The organism is Pseudomonas sp. GW821-FHT03E01 (assembly GCF_059420765.1).
In genome coordinates, this window is sequence record NZ_JBWKUI010000006.1 from 120,784 (window position 1) to 136,842 (window position 16,059).

Annotated in this window: 15 protein-coding genes; 7 read left to right on the forward strand and 8 right to left on the reverse strand. The window is 60.2% G+C overall.

Translation table 11 applies throughout. The features are described 5' to 3' along the window. The first annotated feature begins 185 nt into the window (after positions 1-185). Together arcD and AC07VO_RS11965 are read left to right on the forward strand one after the other, a co-directional pair. Positions 186-1,679, forward strand: a complete 1,494-nt coding sequence (arcD, locus tag AC07VO_RS11960; RefSeq protein WP_310396236.1) for an arginine-ornithine antiporter — start codon at positions 186-188, stop codon at positions 1,677-1,679. Positions 1,680-1,764: 85 nt separating this feature from the next. Then, positions 1,765-2,307: an Hsp20/alpha crystallin family protein gene (locus AC07VO_RS11965; RefSeq protein WP_138867159.1), complete on the forward strand. Its 543-nt coding sequence runs from the start codon at positions 1,765-1,767 to the stop codon at positions 2,305-2,307. Positions 2,308-2,400: 93 nt separating this feature from the next. On the opposite strand, the gene polX is transcribed toward AC07VO_RS11965, so the two are convergent. Next, complete coding sequence (gene polX, locus AC07VO_RS11970) at positions 2,401-4,185, reverse strand: DNA polymerase/3'-5' exonuclease PolX (protein WP_192351371.1); 1,785 nt, start codon at positions 4,183-4,185, stop codon at positions 2,401-2,403. A gap of 291 nt (positions 4,186-4,476) precedes the next feature. Here polX and AC07VO_RS11975 point away from each other — a divergent pair, with 291 nt between their 5' ends. Then, entirely contained in the window at positions 4,477-5,844 is a 1,368-nt protein-coding gene (locus tag AC07VO_RS11975; protein ID WP_192351373.1) for an erythromycin esterase family protein, read from the forward strand. Between the two features lie 34 nt (positions 5,845-5,878). Here the strand turns inward: AC07VO_RS11975 and AC07VO_RS11980 are convergent, their stop codons facing one another. Both AC07VO_RS11980 and AC07VO_RS11985 read right to left on the reverse strand, forming a co-directional pair. Beyond that, positions 5,879-6,529: a dienelactone hydrolase family protein gene (locus AC07VO_RS11980; RefSeq protein WP_138867157.1), complete on the reverse strand. Its 651-nt coding sequence runs from the start codon at positions 6,527-6,529 to the stop codon at positions 5,879-5,881. Then, the gene (locus AC07VO_RS11985) at positions 6,522-7,226 is read right to left on the reverse strand and encodes a phosphoribosyltransferase (protein WP_032834042.1); all 705 of its coding nucleotides are present in this window, start codon (positions 7,224-7,226) and stop codon (positions 6,522-6,524) included. The genes AC07VO_RS11980 and AC07VO_RS11985 overlap by 8 nt, the downstream gene beginning before the upstream one ends. A gap of 289 nt (positions 7,227-7,515) precedes the next feature. Between AC07VO_RS11985 and AC07VO_RS11990 the strand changes: the two genes are divergently transcribed. Next, positions 7,516-8,082, forward strand: coding sequence for a phosphoribosyltransferase family protein (locus AC07VO_RS11990; RefSeq protein ID WP_018928194.1), 567 nt, complete (start codon positions 7,516-7,518; stop codon positions 8,080-8,082). Positions 8,083-8,117: 35 nt separating this feature from the next. Here AC07VO_RS11990 and AC07VO_RS11995 read toward each other — a convergent pair whose 3' ends face one another. Continuing rightward, a complete protein-coding gene (locus AC07VO_RS11995; protein ID WP_192351375.1) occupies positions 8,118-8,708 on the reverse strand; it encodes a Spy/CpxP family protein refolding chaperone in 591 nt (196 codons plus the stop codon). A gap of 157 nt (positions 8,709-8,865) precedes the next feature. Beyond that, the gene (locus AC07VO_RS12000; protein ID WP_111453879.1) at positions 8,866-9,426 is read right to left on the reverse strand and encodes a nitroreductase family protein; all 561 of its coding nucleotides are present in this window, start codon (positions 9,424-9,426) and stop codon (positions 8,866-8,868) included. Between the two features lie 221 nt (positions 9,427-9,647). Here AC07VO_RS12000 and AC07VO_RS12005 point away from each other — a divergent pair, with 221 nt between their 5' ends. From AC07VO_RS12005 to AC07VO_RS12015, 3 genes are read left to right on the forward strand one after another with little or no spacing between them, the layout of a single operon-like run. Beyond that, entirely contained in the window at positions 9,648-10,517 is an 870-nt protein-coding gene (locus AC07VO_RS12005) for a polysaccharide deacetylase family protein (RefSeq protein WP_192351376.1), read from the forward strand. After that, the gene (locus AC07VO_RS12010) at positions 10,514-11,785 is read left to right on the forward strand and encodes a putative glycoside hydrolase (RefSeq protein WP_086945361.1); all 1,272 of its coding nucleotides are present in this window, start codon (positions 10,514-10,516) and stop codon (positions 11,783-11,785) included. The genes AC07VO_RS12005 and AC07VO_RS12010 overlap by 4 nt, the downstream gene beginning before the upstream one ends. Continuing rightward, positions 11,737-14,115 carry an exo-beta-N-acetylmuramidase NamZ domain-containing protein gene (locus tag AC07VO_RS12015; RefSeq protein ID WP_225609273.1) on the forward strand — a complete coding sequence of 793 codons (2,379 nt, stop codon included), beginning with the start codon at positions 11,737-11,739 and terminating at the stop codon, positions 14,113-14,115. Before AC07VO_RS12010 ends, AC07VO_RS12015 begins: the two co-directional genes overlap by 49 nt. Positions 14,116-14,178: 63 nt before the next feature. On the opposite strand, the gene AC07VO_RS12020 is transcribed toward AC07VO_RS12015, so the two are convergent. From AC07VO_RS12020 to AC07VO_RS12030, 3 genes are all read right to left on the reverse strand, one after another. Next, positions 14,179-15,063, reverse strand: a complete 885-nt coding sequence (locus AC07VO_RS12020) for a universal stress protein (protein WP_192351377.1) — start codon at positions 15,061-15,063, stop codon at positions 14,179-14,181. Positions 15,064-15,238: 175 nt separating this feature from the next. Continuing rightward, positions 15,239-15,472, reverse strand: a complete 234-nt coding sequence (locus AC07VO_RS12025; RefSeq protein ID WP_086945358.1) for a hypothetical protein — start codon at positions 15,470-15,472, stop codon at positions 15,239-15,241. A gap of 73 nt (positions 15,473-15,545) precedes the next feature. Beyond that, positions 15,546-16,043 carry a BCAM0308 family protein gene (locus AC07VO_RS12030; RefSeq protein WP_192351378.1) on the reverse strand — a complete coding sequence of 166 codons (498 nt, stop codon included), beginning with the start codon at positions 16,041-16,043 and terminating at the stop codon, positions 15,546-15,548. Positions 16,044-16,059: the final 16 nt, after the last annotated feature.

A 16,059-nucleotide genomic window follows, 5' to 3' on the forward strand; every position in this document is an offset into this window, starting at 1 on the left:
GCGCGCTATCAATTGAAGCCTCGTCTGGCGTTAGCGCAATGGCCGCTGCGGGACAAAATCGCTGTGTGCTTTCTTTCTGATTTAAATCAAACAGCCAGGGGCCGTTCACGTAGACATTTAGAGTCAGCGTTCACACCGTCGTATCTGCGGTCAGCGCTCATTCTTTCGTTTCGTGGAGGCCTGACATGGCGACTCATCTGCACGGCACGCAACCGATTCTCCCGCCGACTGCCCCCCAACCCCTGGCCGGCAGTTGGCGACAACTGGAGCCTAAGCGCCTGTCCCTGAGCCTGCTGACGGCTCTGGTGATCGGCTCGATGATCGGCAGCGGCATTTTCAGCCTGCCGCAAAACATGGCCGCCAGTGCGGGTGCCGGTGCCATCCTGATTGGCTGGCTGATCACCGGCGTCGGCATGCTGTCGCTGGCACTGGTCTATCAAACCTTGTCCAGCCGTCAGCCGACCCTGGACAACGGCGTGTTTGCCTATGCCCGGGCGTTGGGCGGTGAGTTCCTCGGCTTCAACTCCGCCTGGGGCTATTGGATCAGCGCCTGGGTCGGCAACGTCAGTTACATGGTGATTCTGTTTTCCGCGCTGAGTTTTTTCTTCCCGCTGTTTGGCGAAGGCAACAACAAAGCGGCGATTGTCGGGGCGTCCGTGGTGCTCTGGTCATTGCACTGGATGATCCTGCGGGGCATGCGCACCGCGGCCAAAGCCAACGCCCTGACCACACTGGCCAAAGTCGTGCCCTTGCTGCTGTTTATCGGGCTGGTGATCGCGGCCTTCCAGCGTAAAACCTTCATGGTCGACTTCTGGAGCTCTCCCGCACTGGGCAGCACGCTGGATCAGGTCAAAAGCACCATGCTGGTGACCGTCTGGGTGTTCATCGGGATCGAGGGTGCCAACGTGTTTTCCGCCCGTGCGGCAGAACGCGTCAATGTCGGCCGTGCCACCGTTATCGGTTTCGTCATTACCTTGTTGCTGCTGATTGCGGTGTCCCTGTTGTCGCTGGGCATTCTCGGACAACCGGAGCTGGCGACCCTGAAAAACCCTTCGATGGCGGGCGTACTTGAGGCAGTTGTCGGGCCGTGGGGCGCGATGCTGATCAGCATCGGTTTGATCATTTCAGTCGGTGGCGCCCTGCTCGCCTGGACGCTGCTGGCAGCCGAATCGATATTCACCCCAGCCAAGGAAAAGGTCATGCCGGGTACGCTCGCCATGGAGAGCACCCGTGGCGTGCCCGCCAATGCGCTGTGGATCACCAACGGCTGCATACAACTGTTCCTGCTGCTGACGCTGTACTCGAGCGCCACTTACCTGACCCTGATTTCCCTGGCCACTTCGATGATTCTGCTGCCGTACCTGTTCAGCGGTTTGTACGCATTGAAACTGACCTGGCAGGGCCAGACCTACGCCGGTCACCGTGGCCTGCAACTGCGTGACATGGCCATTGCCTCGGTCGCCACGCTGTATTGCCTGTGGTTGCTGTATGCCGCCGGGCCTAAATACATGTTGCTCAGCGCTTTGCTCTACGCCCCCGGCTCGTTGATTTACCTGGGCACCATGAAAGCTCGTCAGGGACAAGCGCTCAACGGCCCCGAGACGGGACTGTTGATCATTATCTGGGTGGCGGCAGCCATCGCCGGCTGGATGTTGTGGTCCGGAGCACTGGCCTTGTAAGGGCGAGTGCCGGGTTGTTGTTTTGTCGTGGTGGGCCGAAACCAATGCTCGCGGCTCACCTTATTCGCCAAGAGGAGAAAAGAAAATGAGCAACTCCGTGAAGAAAGTACCCGTTCATACCGAAGCGAAAGCCGCTCCGCGCCCAAAGACAACTGAACTGATGCGCCCCTTCGAAAAGCTTCGGCAACAGGTCGACCATCTGTTCGAAGACTTCAGTCTTGGCTCGGGGTTGTCGCTGTTCAACCGTGGACTGTTCGATGTCGCCCCCCTGTGGGACCGGGAGTTGATCGGTCAGAGCATGCCTGCGGTAGACATCGTCGAGAAAGATAAAAGCTTCGAAATCACTGCCGAGCTTCCCGGCATGGATCAGAAAGACATTGAGATCAAACTGTCCAATGGCAGCCTGATCATCAAAGGGGAAAAGCAAGAAACGAAGGAAGAAAAAAAGAAAGGCTACCATCTCAGCGAACGTAGCTATGGCTCCTTCGAACGGATGTTCAACCTGCCCAAAGAGGTGGATGCAGAGAAGATCGAAGCCAGTTACAGCAAAGGCGTACTGAGCATCTCGTTGCCGAAAAAGCCAGAAGCCCTGAAGGCTGACAAGGTCGTGCAGATCAAAGGCAACTGAGTCCCGGGCCTGCCCCTTGTCGGGAAACCGACAAGGGGTTTTTTATGAGTGCCAGACAACCTCGCCCTTCATCTCCTGAACGTTGTGGGGCTCTTAACGACCAACCAATGCCTTGAGCTCGGCCAGCGAGCGGGTATTGATCACGTTGTGTTTTTCCAGCCAGCCACGGCGTGCCTGAGCGACGCCATAGCGCAAGTTGGCGAAATCAGCGGTGCGGTGTGCATCCGAGTTGACGCTGATCAGCACACCTTCATCCTTGGCGTACTGGCACTGCAGGTCGAACAGATCCATGCGTTGCGGTTGCGCGTTGAGTTCCAGGCAGCAACCACGCTGAGCGGCAGCCTTGACGATTGCCGGCAGGTCCAGGTTCAGAGGGTCGCGTTCATTGATCAGGCGACACAGGGGGTGGGCCAGGATGGTGAAGTAGCGATGGTCCATGGCCCTGAGAAGGCGTTGGGTCTGTTGACGCAGCGTCAGGCCGAAATGACTGTGGACGGCGCCCACCACCAGATCCAGACGTCCCAGGATATCGTCGGGTAGGTCCAGGTGGCCGTCTTCGAGAATGTCCACCTCGATACCCTTGAGCAACGTCATGCCCTGCAAGCGGCTGTTAAGCGCATCGATTTGGTCGATCTGCTTCAACAATTGCTCGACTCCCAGCCCATGGGCCACCCTGAGGGACTGCGAATGGTCGGTGATCGCCAGGTATTCCAGCCCGGCCTCCCGAGCCGCCAACGCCATCTCTTCCAGGCTGTTGCCTCCATCCGAAGCGCGGGTATGTGCATGAAGATCGCCTTTGAGGTCGGTCAACTCAATCAGCCCAGGTAAATGGCCGGCCAATGCCGCAGCGACTTCGCCACGGTCTTCGCGCAGTTCCGGCGTGATCCACGGCAAGCCCAATGCCTGATAGACCGAAACCTCGGTGGTGCTGGCCAGGCGATTTTTGGCTCGGAACACGCCATATTCATTGAGCTTGAGCCCCAGCTTCTGAGCCCTCTGACGAATCGCGATGTTATGAGCCTTGCTACCGGTGAAATACACCAGTGCAGCGCCATACACCGCCGGCTCGACGACACGCACATCCACTTGCATGCCTGAGTTCAGCATGACGCTTGCACGCGTATGCCCCTTGACCAGTACGGTGGAAATGTCCGGATGGCTGATGAACTGCGTGGTGACATCCACCGAAGGCGCTGCCGCCACCAGAATATCGATGTCGCCGACGGTGTCGCGCATGCGTCGCAGGCTTCCGGCAGTGGTTGCTTGCTCGACTCCCGGCATCTGCTGCAGGTATTCGGTCAGTCTGCGCGCCATCGGCTCAACCAAAGCCAACGGCAAACGGCGATCCTTTCCGATCCCCTTCTGCGCGGCACTCAACAGCCGCGCTTCCATCCGCTCACCGAAGCCGGGCAAATGGCGAATGCGACCCTGTTGAGCGGCCAGACAGAGCTGCTGCGCAGTTTCGATACCCAGGTCGTGATAAAGGTTTTTGACGCGCCTGGGTCCCAACCCGGCAATGGAAAGCAGCCCGACCAGCCCGGGTGGCAATGTCGAACGCAAGCGTTGGCGTAGCGAGCAATCACCGGTGGTCACGATTTCATTGATCTTGCCGGCAAGATCAACCCCGATCCCGGTCAGTTTGGGTAGCGGCTCGCCACGAGCGAGGGTTTTCGCCACGTCAAATGTCAGCGCCCTCAGGGTCCGTGCTGCATTGCGGTAAGCCCGGATCCGGAAGGGATTGGCGTCCTCGATGTCCAGCAGATCAGCGATTTCATCAAAAACCGCAGCGATATGATCATTGTCGACCACCTGACCGCCGCTGGTCGGGGGCGGCAAGGCCGACGAAGGTGCCTGGAAAGGCGCGACAGCGTGCTTCATGGCATGACTCCCATCGCACAGGCTTCATGAAATCAGCATTACCGATCCAGCCTTCCCGGCATTGATATAGGTCAGACAGCAACCGAACACTCATCGGCCACTTCGTGCACCGACTATTGATAAAACTCAAATGCTCGACTGCATTCAGGCGTAGGAATGATTGAAGAGGCGGTACAGGCCCGCGACGTCGAATGGATCGAAAACAACCCCGTGCGAGCCCTGCCCTGACAGTCGACGTGATGCCGCGCCGCATCGCACGTCGGGCAATCCACCCTTATGGGGATGACGTTCATGAACACACCTTCCCAAAACATGCTGAACCAGCTGTATGGCACGCATACCCACATTGACGAGGCCTCCATCGTCCCGCTCTTGCGCCAATACGCCGAACCCCTGCCGGAACTGAGTTCACCGGCCTTTGGTGAAATGTTCGACCGCTTCGCGGACGCGCGCGTGGTGATGATCGGTGAAGCCAGCCATGGCACCAGCGACTTCTATCGGACCCGGGCGGCGATTACCCAACGGCTGATCGAGCAACACGGATTCAATATCGTGGCCGTTGAAGCAGACTGGCCGGACGCGGGCCATGTAGACCGTTATGTCAGAGGGTTGGCGCGCTCGGCGTGGACGCGGCACATTTTCAGCCGGTTCCCGACCTGGATGTGGCGCAACACCGATGTGAGAGCGTTCACCCATTGGCTGCATCAATACAACCACCAACACGCACCTGAACAGCGCGTCGAGTTTCGCGGTCTGGACGTTTACAGTTTGCGCAATTCCATCCATGAGGTGCTGAGCTATCTGGACCGTGTCGACCCGCAACTGGCACACGAAGCACGGCGTCGCTATGGCTGTTTGACCCCGTGGCAGGATGATCCTGCGCTGTACGGCCACTTCGTCGAACGCGACGGCATAATGCCCTGCGAGCATGCGGTGGTCGAACAGCTCAATGCCATGCTCGCCGAGCAACTGGCCGGGGATATCAAGGACGATGAAGCGTTCTTCGATGCGACCCAGAACGCCCGGGTCATCCTGGCGGCGGAACAATATTACCGAGCGATTTATCGAGGTTCGACGGCCTCCTGGAACCTGCGCGACAGGCACATGTTCGACACGTTACGTGCGTTGCTCGAACACCGCGGTCCGCAAGCCAAGGCCGTGGTGTGGGCGCACAACTCCCATATCGGCAATGCGGCCGCGACAGAGATGGGTTGGAAAGGTCAGTTCAATATCGGTCAACTGTGCCGCAATGCCTACGGGCGCGATGTGGTTCTGATCGGCATGAGCACCGACCGTGGCCAGGTGGCCGCGGCCGACGACTGGGATTGCGAGATGCTCATCAAGGACATCCGGCCCTCCCGGCCAGACAGTTGGGAGCGCAAGTTCCTCGACGCCGGCGTCCCGGCTTCATTGACCGACTGGCGGGATCCACAGCGAAAAGAGCTGCGCCGGGCCCTGTCCAAACCGCTGCTGGAACGGGCCATCGGTGTGATCTATCGACCCGCAAGCGAACGCTTCAGCCATTACTTCGAGTCAGTGTTGACCGAACAATTCGACGCCATGGTCTGGATTGAACAGACGCAACCGGTAACTGCGTTGCCCCTGCCAAAAAGCCAGGCGCTGGAACCGGAAGACGAAACCTTTCCATTCGGCATATGACAGGCATCGGACGGTGGTCGTCTGCGTGGGATGACTACCGTCGCAAATACTGCTCGAACCAGTCGCCGGCCAGTCTGGCGACTTCTTCGAGGGTTCCTGCTTCTTCAAAAAGATGTGTCGCGCCCGCCACCACTTCCAGACGCTGTTCGCACTGCAGGGCGCGACTGCTTTGCACATTGAGATTGAGCACCACCGGATCCAGCTCACCGACAATCTGCAAGGTCGGCGCCTTCACGCGGGACAGCGCCTCACCCGCCAGATCGGTCCGCCCTCCCCGGCTCACCACCGCATGCACCACGTCCGCCCGCTCGGCCGCTGCCAACAGTGCCGCCGCGGCACCGGTACTTGCGCCGAACAATCCGATCGGTAGCGGTTGCAGTTCGGCGTCCCGACCAATCCAGTCGATCACCTTCACCAGTCGGTTGGACAGCAGCGCAATATTGAAACGCAATTCCCGGGTCTGGTTGTCCAGGTATTGCTCTGGCTCCGTGAGCAGATCGAACAGCAACGTGCCCAACCCCCGCTCAGCCAGCGATAGCGCAACCTGTTGATTACGCGGGCTTGAACGACCACTGCCGCTGCCATGAACGAACACCACCAGGCCGCCAGCGTGCACCGGCAGACGCAGGTCGGCAGACAGCTCCACGTTCCCCAGGTCCAGCTTTCGATAGCGAAGCTCAAACATCGGAGTTCTCCTGACCGGAAGCACTCGTACCGGACTCTCTGCGCCAGGCCCGATGCAAAAGATCGATGACTTCTTCGTCCGAGGTCTGGGAAAAATTCAAATACCAATTGCCGATCGACATCAGCCATTCGGGAGTGAGCGGGCAGATCACCTCATCGACTTCGCTAAACAGCGCCTCTACCGTCTCCGGTGGCGCCACCGGCACGGCGACGACAATCCGCGACGGCGCTTGCAGGCGCGCCGCCTGGACCGCCGCCATCATCGAGGCCCCGGTCGCCAGGCCATCGTCGACCAGAATCACCACCTGATCCTTGAGCGCCAAGGGGGCTCGCGAGCCCCGGTACAGGCGCTCACGACGCAACAGCTCCTGGGTTTCCCGTGCCACCACGTTATCGAGCGTGCGCTGATCGATACGGTTCGCCCGCAGCGTATCGTCATTGACGATCTGGATACCGCCACTGGCAATCGCGCCCATGGCGAACTCCTGATGGAATGGCACCCCGAGCTTGCGGACCAGCATCAGGTCCAGGCGAACCTCCAGGGCCGTGGCAATTTCATAAGCCACCGGCACGCCGCCACGGGGCAAGGCGAGAACGATGACATCGGGTCGATGAGCGTATTTGAGCAGCGGCTCCACCAGCCTTCGACCGGCATCAACCCGGTCACGCAGGAGGGTTTGCGTTGAGGGACTATAAATCACTTGAAAACCTCCCCAGGCGAGCACACCTGTCGGTTCGTATCACACAGCCTTGACCTCTCCACGTCCTTGCGGGATCAAGCATCAGTTTTTATTAAAAATCCTCCGCTGGAGTCTCCTTGTCGTTGATTTTTATCAAGCTCGCGCGCAAGACCAACCCTGTCCGCGCAAGGGACCGGGCATTTCATTTCGCCGTTGTTGATCAATATCAATCAGGCTGGGGCGCAATGGATTACGTTGCCAATAGTGGACAGCGCCGCCCCGCAGCGGCGCGCTATGGGAGACTGTCATGCCGACCTTATTTGCGAGCCCGCGATTGCGCTTGTACGACAGCGATGAACTCGATTCGGTGTTGCAGGCAATGGCGCGCCAGGCCGCGGCACTGTTGCCGCCCACTCAAACGGCACTGATTGGCATCCAGCGCCGCGGCGAACCTCTGGCGCAGCGTTTACAGCAGCATCTGTCACATCAGACCGGCCAGCCAGGACTGCCGCTCTACCCCTTGAAGGTCAAGCGCTATGCCGATGACCTCAAAGTGCTGCATGCCCACACCGAACTGACCGAAAACCCGCAGCTGGGCGAGCTGGACCTTGCCAGCACCACCCTGCTCGTTGTCGACGATGTGCTGTTTGAAGGCCATTCGCTCCTGCGTACCTGCGCGTATCTGGCGCAACTCGGTGCTCGTCGGGTCTACACGGCCGTATTGGTCGACCGGCACGTCTGCCAGCAGCCGATCCATGCCGATATCGTCGGCGTGCATCTGCAAGTGGCCGCCACTGACATCGTCGAATGCAACGTGCCACCTTACGAAAGGGAGTTTTGTATTGAAGTCTGGCGGCATGGCGCCGCGCGATGACGGCGCAACATGCGTAATCGAACAGTGAGTAGCGCTTACTGTTTGCTTTTTTCGTCCTGGTCGCCTTCCATCATTCGTGGTCTGAACATGTGCATCGGCATCTGCCAACGGTCATTGCCGTAGAGCCGGTGATGCACCACCGTCCAGAACAGGTCGAAAATGGTTTTCTGCTCAGCATCCAATACCCCGTAGAAAGTTTTGGTGCGCACCAGCGCAGCATCCATGCGCTCCAGATGCGCCTCCATCCACTTGGTTTGTGTGCGCAAACGCTCTATCTCTCTGGCCATTCTTTCGGGGGTCGTTTCATCCGTCGACGCCCTCTTCGTGCTCGCGCTTTCATCACGTTCGGCCTTGGCCTTTTCCTGATGCTGATTGGCGTCCGCCATGACCCCCGTGGCCCATGTGTCCCAGGCAGCCATTTGCTCCGGCTTGAGATTGAGCTTGCCCTTGAGATCGTCCAGGGTCTGTTGCGTATATTTGACCCAGTCGAAATCCTGGAAACGATGATACATGCCACCACCTTGCGCAGCAGACGTCGGCGGGTTGGCGAAGACGCTGGTAGAGGGCACCAGCAACACGCTTGCCGCCATTAACATGCATTGGCCGATCAGGCTTGATCTGTTCATTTCGGTTCATCTCGATACCGTGGGTTGATTCGAGAATAGGAGTCGGCCTGGGGGTGTATCTGATCCACATCAGAAAACAGGCAGACCGCCGGGCAAGTGGATAAACGGTCGAGCTGCCCCGTAAGAAGAGCGGCCAACAATCGTTATCCAGGTGCTGTCACCCAATCCAGCGGATCACGGGTTCATTCCGGGGCACGGGCGCGGGGGCAGATTTCGGGTGACCCACGATGATCGGTGCCACTGGCGTCCACTCGGTGGGAAGGCCAAGTGCATGCTTTCCTTGCGCAGTACCGAGAAACCCCTGGGCAAAACCGATCCAGCAACTACCCAGCCCTTCAGCGTAGGCCGCGAGCATCAGGTTCTCGGCAGCCAGTGCGCAGTCTTCGACGACCCACTGACCCGGCGCGGTTCCCGAAATCAGGATGAGTACCGGCGCGTGGTAGAAGATTTGATAGTTCTCATCATCGAGCAACGTATGGAAGTGCTCGGGCTGGGCCTCGGCGGGTATTGTCGCCAACAGGTGAGCCTTCGCTTCGCGCGAGACCCGATCCAGCAGGCTCTGGTTGCGTATGACGGTAAATGTCCACGGTTGTTGGTTCATCGCGCTGGGCGCCTGCGCAGCGGCACTGATCAAACGACGAATGATGTCTTCATCAACCGCTTCTGTTGTGTACTCCCGTGTCGAGCGACGGCCCAAGATCGCCTTATTGATGTTCATGGGGGGCATACCTCAAAAGAGTGTCATATCCTTTATAAAGTCATCCGCCCACGAGGGCTTGCTGTTGATCTAAATCAAATCAAGGCACAACCGGCCTCCCGTTTTGTATGACGACTCGCCCCCCTCGGAGCGGACCACATTGCGCGAAATTGATCTGCACCAGATAGACGATGAACGCTCAATACACACTGCAAGCGTCTGGCTCGCGCAGGAGCGCTGACATGTGCGGGAAAATCATGGCGTGTATCGGTGAGAGTGTCGCGTTCCGGCTGCTGATCCGCGTCATGCTGATAGGCGTCTGCGCACTGGCCTGGAGCACGGGCGGCGCCGCACAGAACGCCACACAGAACGCCGCACAGAGCGTCGAGCCAGGCGTCACGATCCTCGTTTACCACCGTTTCTCGGACACGGCGGACGACTCGATGACCGTGCGCATGAGCACCTTCGAAACCCAGTTGCGCGTCCTGCGCGAGCACGGTTATCACATCGTGTCGCTGCGCGAGGTGGTCGACTGGCTGCGCAATCCCGATGCGACGTTAGCGTCGAAGCCGGTGGCGATCACCGTCGACGACGGGCATCGTTCGGTCTTCGACAAACTGCTGCCCGTCATCCAGCGCGAGCGTTTTCCGGTGACCCTGTTTATCTATCCATCGGCCATCTCCAACGCGTCCTATGCGCTGACCTGGGAGCAGTTGCGAACCCTGAAACAGACCGGGCTCTTCGACATCCAGTCGCATACGTACTGGCATCCCAATTTCAACGTCGAGCGCAGGCACCGCACACCGGCGGATTTCCAGCAATTCGTCCGAACCCAACTGCAAAAATCACGTCAACGCATCGAGTCGCAAACCGGTGCGCAGCAGGTCGACATGCTCGCGTGGCCGTTCGGTATCTATGACGACGAGTTGATCGCACTCGCCTCCGAAGAGGGTTACGCAGTGGCCTTCACACTAGACGCGCGCAAGGCTGACCGGCACGCGCGACTGCTCGCCCTGCCGCGCTTTCTGATGAGTGATGCCTATGGCGCACACGCGTTCGCGCAGTTGCTCGGTGAACCGGACACTCAGCCGACAACAGGGAACCCGCGATGACCGTTATCCGCGCATTGAGGCGCTATGCGATCCCGGCGCTATTCGTCGTCACGGCCCTGCTGACCGGGCGAAGCGCACTGGCTGTCACCGGTGTCGTGCTCGACTCGAGCACGCAGAACCCGCTCGCCGACGCAATCATCACGACCTCGGCCGGCGTGATGCGTACCGACGAAAACGGGCGGTTCGAGACGGCCGAGGCGGTCGAGAGTGTCGCCGCCCGCGCCCCAGGGTATTTGCGCACCGAGGCCAAAGTGAGCGACGAAACGCCCGTGACGCTCGCACTGACCCCGTTTCGCCCCAAAGCGGTCTATCTGTCGGTGTTCGGCGTGACCAGTTCGACCCTGCGCAACAACGCTGTCAGCCTTGCTGAAAACACCGAGATCAATGCATTGGTGATCGACGTCAAGGGTGACCGTGGCCTGACGCCCTATCGCAGTGCGGCGCGCGAGGCGATCGGCGCAACGGCCCACTTGACCACACGGGCACCTCAGATGCGCGACTTGCCGGCATTGCTTGCCAAGCTACGCGCGCAACACCCGTACCTGATCGCGCGCATCGTGGTGTTCAAGGACGATCCATTGGCCAGTGCGCATCCAGAGTGGAGCGTGCACACCGCTGACGGCCAGCCGTGGCGGGATCTCGAAAAACTGCAATGGATGGATCCGTTTTCGCACGAGGTCTGGCAGCACAATCTCGATGTCGCCGAGGAGGCTGCGCAGATGGGTTTCGACGAGATCCAGTTCGACTATGTGCGTTTTCCCGACAAGAGCGGGCTACGCTTTGCCCTCCCCAACAACCGCGCCAACCGGACCGCGGCGATCATCGGTTTTCTGCAGGCCGCACGCGCACGACTCGCCCCCTACAATGTATTTGTCTCCGCGGACATCTTCGGCTACGTCTGCTGGAACCTCGACGATACGGCGATCGGCCAGCAAATCGAACTGCTGGGCGCGGAGCTCGACTACATTTCGCCAATGCTGTACCCGTCCGGTTTCACATGGGGGCTGCCGGGCTTTACCAACCCGACAGCCGACCCCGGCCAGATTGTCAGGCGTACCCTGGCGGAGGCGATGAAGCGCACCCACCTGCCGGGCGTGCGCTTTCGTCCCTGGTTGCAGGCCTTTCGTGACTATGCCTTCGATCGTCGCCCGTTTGACGCGGCCGCGATCAGTGCTCAGGTTCACGCCGCCGACGCAGCCGGCACCGATGGATGGATGTTATGGAACCCACGCAATCACTACGAGGCCGCCGACTTGCCACAGCGCTGAAGCGCTGGGCGATGCTGCTTGGCCTGGCGATGGCGGCGCACATCGCATGCGCCGCTGATCTCGATGCGACGACGCGCCTGCAAGCCGCACAAATCGTCGAGGGCCAGATCGCCGCCGGACGCGTTCCGGGGGCGGTTATCCTGATCGGTGACGCCACAAAGGTGTTTTATCGCCAGGCCTTTGGACAACGCACGACGACGCCCCCCCGCGAGCCGATGACGCTGGACACCGAGTTCGATCTGGCATCGCTGACCAAAGTCATCGCGACGACCACGGCCATCCTGCAACTGGCCGAAACGGGCCGCATCAATCTGGACGCCCCCGTTGCACGGTATTGGCCGGCCTTTGGGGCGCAGGGCAAAGAGGCAGTGAAGGTGCGTGACCTGCTTGCACACACGTCCGGGCTGCGCCCAGATTTGCCTGGGCGGCCACCCGGTGCGGGCCGCAAAGGTGTGTTGAGCGCCATCGCGGCGCAACGGCTGCGCAACGCGCCGGGTGCCCAAGTCATCTACAGTGACCTGAATTTCGTGGTGCTCGGCGAACTGGTCGAACGCATCACCCACAGCTCGCTCGACGCCTATTGCCAGGCTCACATCTTCGGGCCGCTGGGCATGCGCGATACGGTTTTTCTGCCGGATACCCTGCGAGCGATACGCAGCGCACCGACACTCGCCACCAAGGCCGGCACGCTCCGGGGGCACGTACACGATCCGACGGCGCAATGGATGGGCGGCGTCTCCGGCAACGCCGGGCTGTTTTCCACGGCGGACGACCTTGCGCGTTTCGCGCAGATGGTGCTGAACCAGGGGCGCGCAGGCAGCCGGCAGATTCTGCGGCCGGCGAGCATCGCCGCCCTCGCGAGCGCCGCTTCGCCGCTCGACAGCGTGCCGTGGCGCGGCCTCGGCTGGGAACTGGCCGCACCGTTCGTATCGAACCATGATCGTCTGCCGCCGATTGGCGTCATCGGCCATACCGGATACACCGGCACGGGGCTGTGGATTGATCTGATGACACGCCAATTCATCGTCATCCTGAGCAACCGGGTGTATCCCGATGACAGCGGTGACGCGCGCCCGCTTCGTGCGCAATTGCTCGCATTGATGGCCAGTCGCGGGGCGCCTGCAAGCGGCGCGCAAATCGGCCGGTTGTTGCCCTCAGCGTTGCCGGCGCTGCGTGCCGCCGATCGCCTGCCCACCTCGACGGGCCCGGTGCAGACAGGCATTGACGTGCTTGAGGCACAGCAGTTTGCCCCGCTCGCCGGCCTGCGCGTGGGCCTGATCACCAATCGCAGCGGATTCGACGCCAAAGGCCGACGCACCGTCGACGTCCTCGCCCACGCGCCAGGTGTCAGGCTGGCGGCATTGTTCTCGCCGGAGCATGGGCTGAACATCGACGTGGACGAACGAGTCGGCGACACCCGCGACCCGGCGACGGGCCTCACCGTGCACAGTCTCTACGGCGCAACGCAGCGCTTCCCGGCCGGTTCGCTCAAAGGGCTGGATGCGCTGATCTTCGATATTCAGGACGCCGGCGTGCGCTTCTTCACCTATGAGACGACACTCGGCTACGCACTCGAAGCCGCCGCGGCGCAAGGCATTGCGCTGTTCGTGCTGGACCGGCCCGACCCGCTCGGCGCACAACGTTTCGGCGGCCCGGTGATGGACAGTCGCCGTGAATCGTTTACCGGCTATTTCCCTGCACCGCTGCAGCCCGGCATGACCGTCGGCGAGCTGGCGCGTCTATTCAATCGCAACAAGCACATTGGTGCGGATCTGCGCGTTGTGCCGATGCTGGGATACCAGCGCGCGATGACCTTTGCCGACACCGGGTTGGGATGGGTGCCGCTCTCACCGAACCTGCGCACGCTCTCCCAGCTGGACCTGTACCCGGATATCGGTTTACTCGAAGGCGCAAATCTGAGTGTGGGGCGTGGCACGCCGCATCCGTTCGAGTGGGTCGGCGCGCCGTGGATCGACGCGACCCGGCTCGCAAACGCACTGAATGCGTTTGACGTCGGCGCGCATTTCGAGCCGGTCGACTTCGTCCCCACCGAATCAAACTGGCACGGTCGGCTCTGTCATGGTGTGAGCATCACCCGCCTCTCAACGCCTGCGCAACGCCCTGTAGCCAGCCTGGGGCTGACCCTGCTCGCCACCTTGCACACGCTCTATCCCCACATACTCGACCTGGCGGCGACCCGTGATTCAATCGGCTCGCAAAGCGTGTGGCAGGCGATTCGCGATGGCGCGACACCTGACGCGGCGCAAGCGCTCGACGCGGTGCCGCTTGCGCGCTTCTCGCGGCTACGGCAGGAGACTTTGTTGTATTGATGGGCAGCGTCATTGGTTGCCTATCGATGGCTGTCCAGCCTATTGGGTTTTGTCGGGCCGTCCCTAGACCGCCAGGACGCTGCATGGCACCTGATACAGAATATGTTCGGTCGTGCTGCCCACCAGTTTGTTCAATCCATGGGACTGGACTCTGCCCATCACGATCACGTCCACCTGATTTTCCTCGGCAAACTCACTCAGCGCCGAGACCGGGTGCCCCAGAATGAAATGCCGGCGGTCAGAGGCCACACCGTACCGACCGGCCAGCGCCAGGAACGATTTCTCCAGTTCCCTGCGCAACTGCTTGGTCAGCTGCGACAGTGTCAGGCCGCCGCCGCCCATATCGCCCAGATAGTCTGTCGTGTCGCAGGCATACAGCAGGTGCAACTCGGCATTGCACTGCAGCGCAAGGCCATTGGCCTGCTGGATGATCCGGTCATTCAACTCTTTGTCGGCATCGGTACCCGAAGCGTCAACGGCGGCCACGATCTTGTGCGGCAAGGTATGGCCACTGCCGCCCATCAGATAGACCGGCACTGGACAGTGGCGCAGCAAGTGCCAATCCAGCGGGGTGAAGAACGCGCGCTTGAGCGCCGATTCATGCTGAACCTCCTTGATCAACAGGTCGGGCTGCATTTCCGTGACGTGATCCAGAATGTCCTGCTGCAGGTCATCGGCCCAGGCCACTTCTGCCGTCACCTCGATCCCCAGGCCACGAATATTTTTTGCCTGATACTTCAACCAGTCGCGGTGGTCCTGCAGGTAGGTTTCCCGCGCCGTTTCCCGCACGCCCTCTTCAAGCAGCGACAGAATATCCAACGACTTTATCAAGGCAGCGATATGCAAACGTGCCCCGCTGGCCTTTGCCAGGGCCGCCGCATGTTGTATCGCAGGAGACTGGCGCAGGGCCGGGTTGATGATCAATAACAACCGTTGATACTGGCTCATGATCTGACTCCAGGCAGGTGGGCTTCAACGCGCCATGGCCTGTTGCGAGGGCGCGGTCGTTGCGCCCTCGCTGGACCAGGCACCAGCGTCAACCCAGACTCCTCCGTTGGAATCGCTTTGGCGTTGATATAAATCAAATACCCTCGCCGGGCAGGTTACCGGCAGCAGCCCTCCATCATGAGTCGCTCTTGTTCATGGTTTTCAACCATTGCTGGTGGGCTTGACGGTATTTGTCATCCGCCAGTTTTTTCGCTGCAGAAAATCGTTGTATCGTCTGGGTCGAAACAGGCTCGCTCAACAACGCATAGGCTTGTTTGCTCAGTCGGTCGGCTTCGGAAAAGAGCTCCGCGCAACGATTGATTGATTCAGAACAGGCGGCGGATTTTGTCGTTGAATCATTGGCGATCATGGTCGTACTCCTCGATCCCGACCTCCTGTCATTTCTTCAAGTTTTGTAGCGTCGAGTACACCCTCGCCCGGATCTACTCATCACGCGTCCAGTCGATGTTCACCCCGAACTCATCATCGCTGTACTGATAATCGGCGTGCCCTTTGAAGGCCGCTTTCAGTGCATGACCCAGGCGGTTCGCGAGATGGATGCCCGTGGTGGTCACAACCAGCGCCCCCTCCGAATCGGTCAGGCTGATGATGCGCTCCAGGGCATGCTCCGCTTTTTCCTTTTTCTCGGTGTTTTCGATCAGGTTGATGATTTCGTTTCGATGCGCGGGCAAGAAGCTGCCCGATAGCGTGAGCGTACCCGCCGGCTTGTTGTCATTGGTACGCTGACAGGCTGGGCAGGTCACTGATTGCGCATCATGAACCACCGTGTTTTCAGGAACTTTCCAGGTCCAGTTACCTGCCTGGTAAGCGGCCCCACACTGCGGGCAGACGGCAGAGCCTTCGATTTTCGGCAAGCAATAAGGATCATGGGCCGGTGTTTTGAACAGCTGGTTTTTCTGACTCTGCTGAAACTTGTCCATGGTCTTTCCTCGCAAA

Bases quoted from the DNA above. Each gene is read 5' to 3' on its own strand.
- arcD (WP_310396236.1), top strand. From the start codon at position 186: ATGGCGACTCATCTGCACGGCACGCAACCGATTCTCCCGCCGACTGCC.
- AC07VO_RS11965 (WP_138867159.1), top strand. From the start codon at position 1,765: ATGAGCAACTCCGTGAAGAAAGTACCCGTTCATACCGAAGCGAAAGCC.
- polX (WP_192351371.1), bottom strand. From the start codon at position 4,185: ATGAAGCACGCTGTCGCGCCTTTCCAGGCACCTTCGTCGGCCTTGCCG.
- AC07VO_RS11975 (WP_192351373.1), top strand. From the start codon at position 4,477: ATGAACACACCTTCCCAAAACATGCTGAACCAGCTGTATGGCACGCAT.
- AC07VO_RS11980 (WP_138867157.1), bottom strand. From the start codon at position 6,529: ATGTTTGAGCTTCGCTATCGAAAGCTGGACCTGGGGAACGTGGAGCTG.
- AC07VO_RS11990 (WP_018928194.1), top strand. From the start codon at position 7,516: ATGCCGACCTTATTTGCGAGCCCGCGATTGCGCTTGTACGACAGCGAT.
- AC07VO_RS11995 (WP_192351375.1), bottom strand. From the start codon at position 8,708: ATGAACAGATCAAGCCTGATCGGCCAATGCATGTTAATGGCGGCAAGC.
- AC07VO_RS12000 (WP_111453879.1), bottom strand. From the start codon at position 9,426: ATGAACATCAATAAGGCGATCTTGGGCCGTCGCTCGACACGGGAGTAC.
- AC07VO_RS12005 (WP_192351376.1), top strand. From the start codon at position 9,648: ATGTGCGGGAAAATCATGGCGTGTATCGGTGAGAGTGTCGCGTTCCGG.
- AC07VO_RS12010 (WP_086945361.1), top strand. From the start codon at position 10,514: ATGACCGTTATCCGCGCATTGAGGCGCTATGCGATCCCGGCGCTATTC.
- AC07VO_RS12015 (WP_225609273.1), top strand. From the start codon at position 11,737: ATGGAACCCACGCAATCACTACGAGGCCGCCGACTTGCCACAGCGCTG.
- AC07VO_RS12020 (WP_192351377.1), bottom strand. From the start codon at position 15,063: ATGAGCCAGTATCAACGGTTGTTATTGATCATCAACCCGGCCCTGCGC.
- AC07VO_RS12025 (WP_086945358.1), bottom strand. From the start codon at position 15,472: ATGATCGCCAATGATTCAACGACAAAATCCGCCGCCTGTTCTGAATCA.
- AC07VO_RS12030 (WP_192351378.1), bottom strand. From the start codon at position 16,043: ATGGACAAGTTTCAGCAGAGTCAGAAAAACCAGCTGTTCAAAACACCG.